This window comes from Candidatus Methylomirabilota bacterium, from assembly GCA_036001065.1.
Classification (GTDB): domain Bacteria; phylum Methylomirabilota; class Methylomirabilia; order Rokubacteriales; family CSP1-6; genus MNEF01.
The window spans coordinates 1-12,303 of record DASYUQ010000116.1 but is presented as its reverse complement, the minus strand read 5'-3'; the positions used below and the strand labels follow the sequence as shown (position 1 = coordinate 12,303).

Annotated in this window: 15 protein-coding genes; 14 read left to right on the top strand and 1 reads right to left on the bottom strand. The window is 67.4% G+C overall.

Annotated features, from left to right (window positions below; all coding sequences use genetic code 11):
* Position 1 precedes the first annotated feature (1 nt).
* The gene (locus VGV13_10840) at positions 2 to 511 is read right to left on the bottom strand and encodes a DUF177 domain-containing protein (GenBank protein HEV8641581.1); all 510 of its coding nucleotides are present in this window, start codon (positions 509 to 511) and stop codon (positions 2 to 4) included.
* A 183-nt stretch (positions 512 to 694) separates the two neighbouring features.
* Here VGV13_10840 and htpX point away from each other — a divergent pair, with 183 nt between their 5' ends.
* The 14 genes from htpX to VGV13_10770 all read left to right on the top strand — a co-directional run.
* Positions 695 to 1,543 (top strand): zinc metalloprotease HtpX, encoded by an 849-nt coding sequence (gene htpX / locus VGV13_10835; protein HEV8641580.1) that lies wholly within the window; start codon positions 695 to 697, stop codon positions 1,541 to 1,543.
* Between the two features lie 144 nt (positions 1,544 to 1,687).
* Positions 1,688 to 3,052, top strand: coding sequence for a cbb3-type cytochrome c oxidase subunit I (locus VGV13_10830; GenBank protein HEV8641579.1), 1,365 nt, complete (start codon positions 1,688 to 1,690; stop codon positions 3,050 to 3,052).
* Entirely contained in the window at positions 3,049 to 4,701 is a 1,653-nt protein-coding gene (locus tag VGV13_10825; protein ID HEV8641578.1) for a cbb3-type cytochrome c oxidase subunit II, read from the top strand. Before VGV13_10830 ends, VGV13_10825 begins: the two co-directional genes overlap by 4 nt.
* A gap of 3 nt (positions 4,702 to 4,704) precedes the next feature.
* Positions 4,705 to 4,875, top strand: coding sequence for a cbb3-type cytochrome oxidase assembly protein CcoS (gene ccoS / locus VGV13_10820; protein HEV8641577.1), 171 nt, complete (start codon positions 4,705 to 4,707; stop codon positions 4,873 to 4,875).
* Positions 4,856 to 5,014: a hypothetical protein gene (locus VGV13_10815; protein ID HEV8641576.1), complete on the top strand. Its 159-nt coding sequence runs from the start codon at positions 4,856 to 4,858 to the stop codon at positions 5,012 to 5,014. The genes ccoS and VGV13_10815 overlap by 20 nt, the downstream gene beginning before the upstream one ends.
* Positions 5,015 to 5,214: 200 nt before the next feature.
* Complete coding sequence (locus VGV13_10810; GenBank protein HEV8641575.1) at positions 5,215 to 5,454, top strand: cytochrome c oxidase assembly protein; 240 nt, start codon at positions 5,215 to 5,217, stop codon at positions 5,452 to 5,454.
* A gap of 197 nt (positions 5,455 to 5,651) precedes the next feature.
* Positions 5,652 to 6,233: a sigma-70 family RNA polymerase sigma factor gene (locus tag VGV13_10805; GenBank protein HEV8641574.1), complete on the top strand. Its 582-nt coding sequence runs from the start codon at positions 5,652 to 5,654 to the stop codon at positions 6,231 to 6,233.
* Positions 6,234 to 6,372: 139 nt separating this feature from the next.
* Complete coding sequence (locus tag VGV13_10800; GenBank protein ID HEV8641573.1) at positions 6,373 to 7,041, top strand: hypothetical protein; 669 nt, start codon at positions 6,373 to 6,375, stop codon at positions 7,039 to 7,041.
* A 32-nt stretch (positions 7,042 to 7,073) separates the two neighbouring features.
* On the top strand, positions 7,074 to 7,799 hold the full coding sequence (locus VGV13_10795) for a hypothetical protein (protein HEV8641572.1): 726 nt from the start codon (positions 7,074 to 7,076) through the stop codon (positions 7,797 to 7,799).
* 160 nt (positions 7,800 to 7,959) lie between these two features.
* Positions 7,960 to 9,084, top strand: coding sequence for a metallophosphoesterase (locus VGV13_10790; protein ID HEV8641571.1), 1,125 nt, complete (start codon positions 7,960 to 7,962; stop codon positions 9,082 to 9,084).
* A 38-nt stretch (positions 9,085 to 9,122) separates the two neighbouring features.
* Positions 9,123 to 9,584, top strand: a complete 462-nt coding sequence (locus tag VGV13_10785; GenBank protein HEV8641570.1) for a hypothetical protein — start codon at positions 9,123 to 9,125, stop codon at positions 9,582 to 9,584.
* Positions 9,585 to 9,603: 19 nt separating this feature from the next.
* A complete protein-coding gene (locus VGV13_10780) occupies positions 9,604 to 10,470 on the top strand; it encodes a thiosulfate oxidation carrier protein SoxY (protein ID HEV8641569.1) in 867 nt (288 codons plus the stop codon).
* A 44-nt stretch (positions 10,471 to 10,514) separates the two neighbouring features.
* A complete protein-coding gene (locus VGV13_10775; protein HEV8641568.1) occupies positions 10,515 to 11,906 on the top strand; it encodes a cbb3-type cytochrome c oxidase subunit I in 1,392 nt (463 codons plus the stop codon).
* A 13-nt stretch (positions 11,907 to 11,919) separates the two neighbouring features.
* On the top strand, positions 11,920 to 12,303 hold a 384-nt coding region (locus VGV13_10770; GenBank protein ID HEV8641567.1), incomplete at its 3' end, for a cbb3-type cytochrome c oxidase subunit II.

Sequence of the window (12,303 nt, the reverse complement as noted above, 5' to 3'; positions counted from 1 at the left end):
CTCAGTGATTGAGGCGCGCGACCAAGTCCTTGAGGGCGGTCAGACGCGGGTCCAGCGGGCGCGTCTGACACGTGCAGGAGACGACGTTCCGGTTGCCGCCGCAGGCGGGGCAGAGCCCCCGGCAATCCTCGCGGCAGAGCGGCTTCACGGGGAGCGCCAGCGTCGTCTCGGTCTCGACCAACGCGGCGAGGTTGAGCTCGTCGTTCTGGTAGAAGTCCAGGTCGAGATCGTCGGCGCCCAGCTCGACGCTGTCGCGGGTCACCGGCTTGGGCACGTAGCGGACATCGATCGCCGGATGGACGTCGGCACGGAACTCCTCGAGGCATCGGGAGCAGACCAGGGGCACCGAGGCCGCGAGCTCGCCCGCTACGAGGATGTCCACGCCGTCGCGGACGACCTGAAGGCGGAGGCCCTGCAGGCGCCAGGACCGGTCCGCGAAGGGAGCGACGAACTCCCCCGGGTTGGCGACCACGAGACCCTCGTCCGCGATCTCTGATACCCGAATGACCATACCCTCAGTCCTACAGGGAAGCATTTAACGTAAGTCCGTGTCGTTAGAAGACTTTTTTACCGGACTGGCCCAGTGTATCGGCGGGGTGGTGGAGAAGTCAAGTATTTGACCCCGTCCGAGCCGTTTGCTACGCTTCCGAGCGAAGTTAGCCACGCTGGCAGGGAACTTGAGGGAGGCGGATCCATGTCGAACATATTCAAGACCGCGATGCTGCTCGCGCTCCTCACGGTGATGCTCGTCCTGATCGGCGGAGCCATCGGGGGCCAGCAGGGCATGGTCGTGGCCTTCATGGTGGCGCTGGCCATGAACTTCTTTTCGTACTGGTTCTCGGACCGGATCGTGCTGGCCATGTACCGCGCCCAGCCCATCGACGAGGCCCAGGCCCCGGGGCTCTACGCGATGGTGCGCCGGCTGGCCACCCGCGCGGGCATCCCGATGCCCCGGGTCTATCTGATCCCGACCGACACGCCGAACGCCTTCGCCACCGGGCGGAACCCCGAGCACGCCGCCGTGGCCGTCACCGAGGGCATCATGCGCATCCTCGACGAGGAGGAGCTGGAGGGCGTGCTGGCCCACGAGTTGGCCCACGTGACCAACCGCGACGTCCTCATCTCCACGATCGCGGCCACGCTCGCGGGCGCTATCACGTATCTGGCCCACATGGCCCAGTGGACGGCGATGTTCGGCGGCGGTCGGAACGACGACGAGGAGGGCGGCTCGAATCCGTTCGCGCTCATCCTCATGGCCGTGCTGGCCCCGATCGCAGCGATGCTGGTGCAGCTCGCCGTCTCGCGGGCCCGCGAGTATCAGGCCGACGCCTCCGGCGCCCGCCTGGCCGGCAAGACGTGGGGGCTCGCCAAGGCGCTCGAGAAGCTCGAGATGGCGCAGCGGGCGGTGCCGATGGCCGCGAACCCGGCCACCGCGCATCTCTTCATCGTCAACCCGCTGAGCGGCCAGGCGCTGATGACTCTCTTCTCGACGCACCCGCCGCTCGAGGAGAGGGTCGCGCGCCTCCGGGCCATGCGACCCTAACCTCGGAGGGGGGCTTCGCCCCCCTTCCGAAGCCTCCCCCAGGATCGGTTACGGCGGCGGAGCCGGCGCTCGAAAAGGGCGACTGAGGCTCCCGCCCAGCGGCCTTTTTTTGCCCCGCTCGCCGACCGTGGCATGATGGCCGCGATGCAGCAGTCCGACGCGAGCGCGGCCGCTCTCCGCAACGATGCCCTGATCGATCGCCGCCTGATCCGCGCGTGGCTCGCCTGGGGGTTCGTCTGGCTGCTGGTGTTCCCCACGATCGGCGCCGTCGTGTCGACCAAGTTCAACTATCCGGAGTCCCTGGGCGGTGTCGCCTGGCTCAGCTTCGGCCGGCTACGTCCGATCCACGTCAACGGCGTCATCTGGGGCGCCTTCTCCACGCTCTTCATCGGCCTCTGCCATTACGTGGTCCCGCGCCTGTGCGGGGTGCGCGTGGGGGCCGCGCGCTGGAGCCACGGTCTGCTCTGGGTGTGGAACCTCAATCTGGCGCTGGGGAGCCTCCTGCTGGCGGCGGGCTTCAACCGGGGTTGGGAGGTCGGCGAGTATCCTTTGATCACGGTAGCCGTGATCTTCCTGGTCCTGCTGGCGCTCACCGTGCAGTTTCTGGTGGCGATCGCGCGGCGCACCTCGGCCCCGCTCTACGTGTCTCTCTGGTACCTGATCGCCGCGCTCATCTGGACCGACGTCAACCTCGTGCTCCTGCTCCTGGGACCGTACCACATCCCCGGCATCAACAACGCCGCCTGGCACGGGCTGTTCATCCACTACGTGGTGGGATTGTGGATCACGCCGGCGGGCTACGTCCTCATCTATTACTTTCTCCCGGCCAGCGTTCGAAACCCGATCTACAGCCACAAGCTGTCGCTGATCGGCTTCTGGTCGCTGGCGTTCTTCTATCCGTTCGTGGGCATCCACCACTACCTCTACTCCCCGATCACCGAGTGGGCGCAGACGATCGCCATCGTCTCCTCGATGATGCTGATCATCCCGGTGTGGACGGTGATCCAGAACTTCTTCGGCACCATGGTGGGCCGCTGGTCGGAGATCGGGCGCAATCTGCCGGCGAAGTTCCTGATCGCCGGCAGCCTCCTGTACCTGGTGGGCTGCTTCCAGGGCTCGGTGCAGGCGCTGCGCTCCCTCCAGCAGCCCACCCATTTCACCGACTTCGTCGTCGCTCACTCCCACATCACCATCTTCGGGACGTTCGTGGTCTGGGCCCTGGGGGCCGCGGTCTACGTGTGGCCCCGCATCACCGGCGCCGGCCCGGCCAGCTTCGCGCCGGCCAACTGGGCCTTCTGGCTCATCACGCTGGGGATCGCCTCCATGTTCGCCGTGCTGGCCGCCCAGGGGCTGCAGCAGGGGTTCATGCTCATGGCCGGCGCCGAGTGGATGGACACGGTGAGCGCCATCCGTCCCTATTGGTGGGTCCGCACGCTCACCGGAATCTCGATGGACGTCGGGCTCTCGCTCCTGGTCGTCACCCTCATGCGGAGCTCGCTCCGCGCATGAGGTCGATCACCGCGCTGGCCGCCGGCGCCGGCTTCTTCTTCGTCACGCTGGCGCTCTTCGTCCAGGGCTTCCTGCCCGCCCTCGTGCCCGAGTCGCGCGCGCGCGAGGTGACCCGCGCGGTGCGCACCGATCTCGGCGATGTCAAGTGGGTACGCTACGCCGTCCGCGACTACACGCCGTTGGAGCGGCGCGGCCGCGCCGTCTACATCCGCGAGGGCTGCTGGTACTGCCATAGCCAGTACGTGCGACCGGTGGCGGGAGAGGCGTTTCGCTGGGGCCCGGTCGCCGAGGCGGGCGAGTACGCGTGGGACCTCCCGCATCTGCTTTCCACGCGTCGCATCGGCCCCGATCTCTCCCGGGTCGGCCTCAAGTATTCCGACGACTGGCACTACGCCCACCACTGGAATCCCCGGCTCACGGTGCCCGACTCGATCATGCCGAGCTCTCCGTGGCTCTTCGCCCAGCTCGTCGTGCGCGTGCGGGGCGGCCCCGACGGCCCGACGCCGGAGGTCACGCCCGCGCTGCGGCGTTACTTCACGCTGCGACCGAATCGCCCCATCGTCCTCTTTCCCGACCAGTCCGGGCTCACCTTCGTTCCGCCGGCGCCGGACGGCGCCTGGCCGCTCGACGGCACGCCGGTGCTCGATCTCACGCCGCTCCGGGGCCGCGCGCTGGCGGCCGCGGTGCGCCTGGTGATCCCGACGCCGGACCTGGTCGGGCTGGTGAGATACCTCCAGAAGCTGGGCACCAACCGGGGCGCCTGGCGCGAGATCTTCGAGGCGCAGAGCGTGGGGGTCTCGGCCATGAAGATCCCCGAGGGCGAGGCGCTCGTCGAACAGGGCCGGGAGGTGTACGCGGACCACTGCGTCGGCTGCCACGGCCCCAAGGGCGACGGCAACGGCCCGGCGGCCACGTTCCTCTTCCCCCGCCCGCGCGCCTTCACCGCCGGCGTCTTCAAGTTCAGGACGACGCCGTCGGGGTCGCTGCCGACTGACGGCGATCTCTACCGCACGATCACGCGCGGCCTGCGCTGGACCGCGATGCCCACGTGGCACGAGGTTCCCGACAAGGAGCGCGTCGCCGTCATCGCGTACATCAAGACGTTCTCCAAGCGCTGGAAGGAGGAGACGCCGGAGGTGGCGGTGCCCTTCGACGCCGCGCCGCCGGCGGTGCCGGCGCTGCTGGCGCAAGGCCAGGACCTCTACGGGCGAGCCAAGTGCTGGGAGTGCCACGGCCAGGAGGGGCGGGGCGACGGCCCGTCGGCGCCTCAGCTCAGGGATGACTTCGATCTCCCCAGCCGGCCCACCGACTTCACGCGGGGGCAGTTCAAGGGCGGCTCCAGCGTCGCCGATATCTACCGCGCCCTGACGCTCGGCCTGGACGGTACCCCCATGCCCTCGTTCGCCGACTCGCTCGGCGACGCCGAGCGCTGGGCGCTGGCGTACTATGTGCTGTCCCTCTCGGCGTGGGCCGACCCCCTGACCGGCGAGAAGCTCCAGCTCTCCGACGCCGCGAAGGCCGCGTTGAACTCGCGCGGCGTGGAGGCGTCCCACCCGCGGCGCGCCTGGGACCCGGCCCTGGGCGGTCCCGGCGTCGCCGAGGCCGCCGGCGGCCCCGCCCGGGGGCCGGCCCCGGACGGCCGGGAGTAGGCGGTGCTCGAGTATCTGACGCTGGGGGAGTTCGTCGTCGCGGTGCTCATGGGCTGCGCCGCGCTGAGCGCCTTCGTATGGGCGGCGGCCAGTGGCGCCCTGAGGGACGTGGAGTCCGCCAAGCACCAGGTCTTGGCGGCGGAGGCCGAGGAGGATGAGCGTTCCCGACCCTGAGCCCGACCGGGTGGAAGAGTACGCGGGCGGCGAGCTTGGCGTCCGTCGCGGCATCGTCAACCGGTGGCTGCTGGCCGTCTACGCGATCCTCGCCCTCTGGGGCATCTATTACCTGTTCCGCTACTGGACGGTGTCGTGAGCATCGAGCGGATCCTGATCGCGCTGGCGGCGGTCACCCTGGCCGTCCTCGGGCTCGAGCTGCTCTACAACGTGCTGGCCGGTCTAATCTCGTCCGGATGAGCGCGACGTGAGCACCGCGGAGAAGCTCGCGCTCACCCTCTTCCTCGCCGGCACTGTGCTCTTCTTCGTCTGGGTGGCGATCGTCGCCTTCCGAAAGTGATGCGGCTGCTGATCGCCGCGGCCGCCCTCGCTCTCGCCTCCGTCCTCGGCTGGTGGCGCCTGGCCCGGCGCTCCGCCGTGCAGGTCCCGCGCGGAAGCCCGGCGCTGGCCATCGGAGGGCTGGCCACGATCGTGGTGGCCCTGGCCTCGCCGCTCGACGAACTCGCCCACCAGCGCTTCTCTGCGCACATGCTGCTGACGGCGGTGGCGGCGCCGGCCCTGCTGCTCGCGACCTTGTGACGCTCTTGAAACCCTCCCGGCGGGCGGGCTTGGGGCCGGCCTGCTCGGGAATCCCGCCGATGGGCTTGGCCCCGGGCGCAGTTCGGGTTCCTCGGGGCCGGCGCGCGAGCGCCGCTGGATCCGGGCCGGCGCCGCTCAGGGAATAAGCGGCCCTGGCGTACGTAGTAGGTAGTAGGGAGTCAGGCCCGGGGAGAATTGTGGACACAGGATCTGAGTTTCAGGGCCTTGTCCGGAAGTATCTCAATTCCCTGTACAACTACGCCCTCGTCCTCACGCGGCGGGTCGAGGATGCGGAGGATCTCCTCCAGGAGAGCCTCGTTCGCGCGTACGACGGCTTTCACACGTTCGACCGGTCGCTCAGCTTCAAGCCGTGGATCTTCACGATCATGAGGAATGTCCAGATCGACCGGCAACGGCGGCGCCGGGTGAGGCCCGCCGAAGATCCGCTGGGGCGTGAGGAGGAAGCGGAGCCCGTGGTATCCATGGAAAGCCCCCTGTACTCCATCCCGCTCGCCCCCGAGGACATCCTCCTCCGTCGCGAGACCGTCGACCAAGTTCGGGAGGCGATCCGCCGTCTGCCCCCGCTACTGAGGGAAATCGTCGAGCTTCGCGACATCGAGGGTCTTCCCTACCGGGAAATCGCCACCATCGTGAGCCGGCCGGTGGGGACCGTCATGTCGCGACTCTATCGAGGTCGGAACTTGCTCCGAACCTATCTCGTCGAGCCCTCCCAGCGGCCCGGTGAGAAAGGGATTGGCGTGCGGAATGATGGACTGTAATACGGCGAAATCCAAGCTGTTCCCCTACGTCGACGGAGAGCTTCCCCCTGAGATGCGGGACCAGATTGCGGCGCATCTGGGGCGGTGTGGCGGCTGCCGACGGCTCGTCGACCTCGAAATCGCATTCCGGGAGACATATGTGGAACGGTTGCGACCGGACCCGGTCCCGGAGCGGGTGAGCGAGCAGGTCGGCACGCTCTTGTGGGACCTCGTCCATGGGCAGCGCGCCGGTCGCAGGCAGCGCCGGTTGCAGCGATTCGTCCTCGGCCTCGCCGCTGCGCTCCTTGTTGCGGTCGGACTGGGCACAGGGATTGCGCTCCAGTCGTACCTCGGATCCAGAACCACGCTCGCCGAGCTGGCGGACGCCGCGGTGGAACAGCACCTGAAGCTGGTCCGCGACCTCCTGCCGCCTGACATCAAGGACGTGCCGCCGAAGGCGGCCGAGGAATGGTTCAGGAAGAGGCTCGCCTTCAACGTGAGCCTCCCGGATCTCAAGACCGAGGGCCTTCACTTCCTCGGAGGACGGATCTCCCACCTCAGGGAAGTCGAAGTGGCGGCGCTCGAATATCAAGTCGACGGCAACAACGTCTCCCTCTTCATCATCCCGGAGGAGGCCTACCGGCGGCTCCGCTTGAAAGATAGGCCCCGGTTCAAGGTGGTCGGCCACCGCGGCTACGACGTGGTCATCTGGCGGTCCCAGGGCGCCGGCTACACCCTCGTCTCGGAGATCGGGGACCGAGCCTGTCTGGTGTGTCACGGACCGGATGAGAGGCTCGAGCCCTTGCCGCGTCCGTCGGCTCATCTCTGATCAGCCACGCACTCCAGAAAGGAGAGGGGTCGATGAAGCTTTCCCGAATGGCCACCGCGGTGCTCGCGGTGACCGCCATGGTGGCCGGCTTGCCCTTTCCCGCGCAGCCCTATGAGGCCGGGGCCGTGAGCGACGGAGGAACCATCAAAGGCAAGGTGCTCTTCCAGGGGAGCCCGCCGGCCAAGAAAAAGGTCATCCCCACCAAGGATCGCGAGGCGTGCGGCAGCGGCGTGCGCGAGGTTGATCTGATCCTGCTCGGCCCCGACCAGTCGGTCCAGGAGGCCGTGGTCTACCTCAAGGGGGTCGCCAAGGGGAAGCCCTGGGAGAAAGCTGCGGCCATCCCCCACATCGACAACGTCAAGTGCGACTTCAAGCCCCACGTCCAGGTCATCCCCGGCGGCGACTTCGAGATCGTCAACTCGGACCCGGTCCTGCACAACACCCATGGCTTTTACGGGAAGCTCACCGCCTTCAACGTGGCGCTGCCGAACCAGGGCCAGCGGATCAAGAAGCCGCTCAGGAAGCCGGGGCTGGTCCGCGTGGAGTGCGATGCCCACGGCTGGATGCTCGGCTGGGTCTACGTCGCGGCCAACCCCTACTACGCGGTGACCGCAAAGGACGGCACGTTCACGATCAAAGACGTCCCCCCGGGCTCTTACACGCTCGTGGGCTGGCAGGAGTACACCGGGGAGGTCGAGATTCCCGTGACCGTCAAAGCGAAGGAGGTGGTTCCCATCGCGGTGGAGCTGAAGAAGTAGAGCATCCCCCGGGTTCCGGCGGCACTACTGGCCCTGCTGTGGGAAGGAGGCGACCGCAGTGGACGATCATGACCGACTCGAACTCGCCAGAGACAAGGCCCGGCTGGCCTGGTGGCGGAAGGCCCGCTCGTGCGCCGAGCTCCAGCGAACGCGCCGTGAAATGAACAGGGAGCTGAACAAGCCGGGCGAGCGCCCGGACTCCGCACTCGCGATCACCCGCCGCACCTTCCTCCACAAATCTCTCCTGACCGGAGCGGCGGCGGGCGCGGCCACCTACGGGTGGTTCCCGCTCGTCAACACCCTGGACCTCGCGTTCGGGGCCGAGGCCTTCAAGTTCGCCTGGGTCTCCGACAGCCACCTCTACCCCAAGAACGTCAACACGCGCTTCGTCGACAAGGCCACCCGCGCGGTCAAGGAGGTCCAGGCGATGTCGCCGCCGGCCGACTTCCTGATTTACGGGGGTGACTTGGCTCAGCTCGGCGATCCCGTCGAGCTCGATCTGGGGAACAACATTCTCAAGGAGGTGAAGATCCGGAAGGTCTTCATCCCGGGCGAGCACGACTGGTACCTGGACATGGGCGCCAAGTGGCAGCAGCTCTTCGGGCCGCCGAACTGGACCTTCGACCACAAGGGCGTGCGCTTCGTCGGCCTCGACACGGTCAGCCGCGGTCCCGATTACTGGACCGCCAAGAAGATGACGCCCAAAGAGCGGATGGGCCACATGGCGACCCTCGACGGCTCGGTGGCGGGAGCGTGGGCCGGCGTGGGTCGCGATCAGCTCGAGTGGCTCAACCGCACGCTCTCCACCTGGCCCAAGAACAAGCCCGTGATCATCTTCAGCCATAACCCGCTGTACGAGTACTACCCGCCGTGGAACTTCTGGGTGCGCGACTGGCGCGAGGTCCACGAGGTCCTCAAGCCCTACAGCAACGTGACGAACGTTCATGGCCACACCCACCAGGTGCTCTACAACGAGATCGGCAAGATGCGCTCGATCGGCATGCTGGCGACCTCCTGGACGTGGCCCTACGCGCCCGAAGGAGTGCCGACGCTGACGAAGTGCAAGGTTCGGGTGGATCCGGGGGACCATTTCGACGGAGTGGGCTGGTCCAGGCTCACCATGACCGCGGCCGAGAAGATCGAGAACGAGTACGTGATGTGGCGGAAAAAAGACGACATCATCGCCGAGGCGCCCTGGGACTCGGGGTGCGCCGACAACATCAATCAGATGCTGCAACCGCGCCTGGCGGACCGCGAGTGGCCCTACTACGGCGCCTACAAGTGATCACCGGCGGGGCGCACGCCCACGGAGGGAAGAGGGCGATGAAAAGTACTCGATACGTGCTGACGGCGCGGGGTGTCTTCCTAGGCCTGCTGGTGCTGCTCGCGACCTCGGGACCGGACCGGGCGCTGGCCCACAAGGAGAAGCACACACCGGAGCAGTTGAAGGCTTTCGAGGAGGTGTTCATCGAGCAGGTCAAGATCGGCGACCTGCTCTTCCACGGGGATGGCGCGACCGAGAGGAGGCTCCGCGTCACGCTCTCCAAGACGGGCATGGCCTGCGCCATGTGCCATCCCTTCGGATCGGACAACCATCCCCATGAGTTCCCCAAGTTCCAGGAGCAGATGAACAAGTTCGCGACGCTGCGGGACATGATCAACTGGTGCATCGAGAAGCCCAATGAGGGGGTCAAGATCGATTCCGACTCCGACGCGATGAAGGCGCTGGAGACCTACATCTACTGGTCCAACAAAGGCTCGAAGCTCGACCCCGGCCGCCACTAGGACGGAGTTCGGGTCGGCGATGAGCCCGCAAATCGCCTCACGGCCGCGGCTCCAGTCCAGGCGCAGCTTCCTGGGCGTGGTGCCGGCGGCCGTGGGGCTCGTCGCGGCGGGGGGAATTCGTGGCGTCTTCGGGCGCTCCGAACCCGTGCCCGTGCGCGGCGCCGATCCCGAGGCGCTCTCGCCGTCCGAGCGCCTCCACCTGCCGCGACTCAGGCTGCCGGCCTTCACCAGCAACGGGGCGAAGGTCCCGGTCGCCGTCGAGATGTCCCACCCGATGGAGCCGGGTCACTCCATCACGCGCATCAGCATCGTGAACGCGCGAGATCCCGTGCCCCTGAAGGGCGTGTTCCACTTCACGCCGCGCAACGGTCAGGTCTACGTCGCCTTCCAGATCCGGCTGGACCATGGCGCCTCCGAGGTCGCCGCGACGGCCGAGTGCAGTCGCCACGCCCGCTGGCACGCGACGCGGTCCATCACGATCCCCGACGGCGCGGGCGGCTGCGCCGGGACCGCCCCGCCGCCCGATCGCGCGGGCAGGGACGAGATCGGCCCGCCCGCGATCCGGATCCCGCAGCTGATCGCCGATGGGGGCATCGCCCCCGACCAGACCATCGACGTCCAGGTCAAGACCAAGCATCCGAGCCGGACGGGCCTGGAGGTTCGGGAGGGGACGTTCGTCCAGGCCGGGGAGCCCCTCTACCTGAACGGGATGAACGTCTTCTACGGGGACGCGCAGGTCAGCCAGTTCACGATGACCTCCGCGCTCAGCGATAATCCTCTCGTCGCGTTCAGGCTCCGCGTCCACAGCGAGGACCTTCTGCGCGTCGTCCTCACGAACAACCGCGGGCAGCGATTCGAGGCCGCGCATCGGATCCGCTTCTCGTGATATAGCGACGCTGGCAGTCACGACCTCCCGAGAGGAGACCGAGCATGGGCGGCAGGGGAGCGGTCGAGGAGGTGCCCATCACGGACGCGCGGCGCCTGAACGACGACGTCGTCGACCGGGCGTTGGTTCGGGCCTGGCTCGCCTGGGGGTTCTTCTGGCTGCTCTTCTTTCCGACCGTGGGCGTCATTCTGTCCACCAAGTTCACGTATCCCGAGTTCCTCGGCGGCCACGCCTGGCTCACCTTCGGCCGGATCCGTCCGATCCACGTCAACGGCGTGATCTGGGGCGCGTTCTCGACGCTCTTCATCGGCCTCTGCCACTACATCGTGCCGCGCCTCTGCGGGGTGAGGATGTGGAACGAGCACTGGAGCCGCGGGCTCATCTGGATCTGGAACGTGAACCTGGCCCTGGCCGTCATCCTCCTCGCGGCCGGCTGGAACCGGGGCTGGGAGGCGGGAGAGTTCGCTCTCGTCAACGTCGTCGTCATTTTCCTGGCGATGCTCGCGCTGACCGTTCAATTCCTGATGACGATCAAGAACCGCCGGGAGACGCCCCTCTACGTCTCGCTCTGGTATCTCATCGCGGCCTTCGTCTGGACGGACGTGAATCTCGTCCTCCTGATGCTGGGTCCGTACCACATCCCCGGGATCAACAACGCGGCCTGGCACGGCCTGTTCATCCATTACGTGGTCGGCCTCTGGATCACGCCGGCGGGCTACGTGCTGATCTACTACTTCCTGCCCGCGAGCGTGCGCAACCCCATCTACAGCCACAAGCTGTCGCTCATCGGCTTCTGGTCGCTCGCGTTCTTCTACCCGTTCGTCGGCATCCACCACTACCTCTACTCGCCGATCGCCGACTGGGCCGAGACGATCGCCATCGTCTCCTCGATGATGCTGATCATCCCCGTGTGGACCGTGCTCCAGAACTTCTTCGGCACCATGATCGGCAAGTGGCAGGAGTTCGGCCGCAACCTCCCCGCCAAGTTCCTGATCGTCGGCTCCATCATGTACCTCCTCGGGTGCTTTCAGGGCTCGCTGGAGGCGCTCCGCGCCCTGCAGCAGCCGACCCACTTCACGGACTTCGTGATTTCACACTCGCACCTGACCGTCTTCGGCACGTTCGTCGTGTGGGCGATCGCCGGCGCGATCTATGTCTGGCCGCGGATCACGGGGTCGGAGCTGTGGAGCTTCACGCTCGCCAACTGGGGCTTCTGGCTCGTCACGCTCGGCATCTCGGCGATGGGGCTCGTGCTGAGCGCGCAGGGGCTGCAGCAGGGCTTCATGCTGATGGCGCAGAGCGAGTTCCTGGAGACGGTCACGTCGATCCGCCCGTACTGGTGGGTGCGAACGTTCACCGGGATCTCGATGGACATCGGCATGTCACTCGTGGTGTACACCCTGCTGAAGGGCTCCCTGGTCAGACGGTCGGCGTGACGGGCGGCTGGCCATGAGATCGATCAAGTCCCTCGCGGTCGGTGCCGGGTTCGGCCTGGTGACGCTGGCGATCTTCGTCCAGGGCTTTCTCCCGGCCATCCTGCCCGAGTCCCGCACGACGCAGGTCAGCCGTGCGGTGCGGACGGATCTCGGAGCGATCAAGTGGGTGCGGTACGAGTCGAGCGATTACACGCCGCTCGAGAAGCTCGGGCGCGCCGTGTATGTCCGCGAGGGATGCTGGTACTGCCACAGCCAGTACGTGCGGCCGGTCGCCGGTGAGGAGCTCCGGTGGGGACCGGTCTCCGAGGCGGGCGAGTACGCCTTCGACCTTCCCCACCTCTTCTCCACCCGGCGCATCGGACCGGACCTGACGCGCGTGGGGCTCAAGTACGCCGAC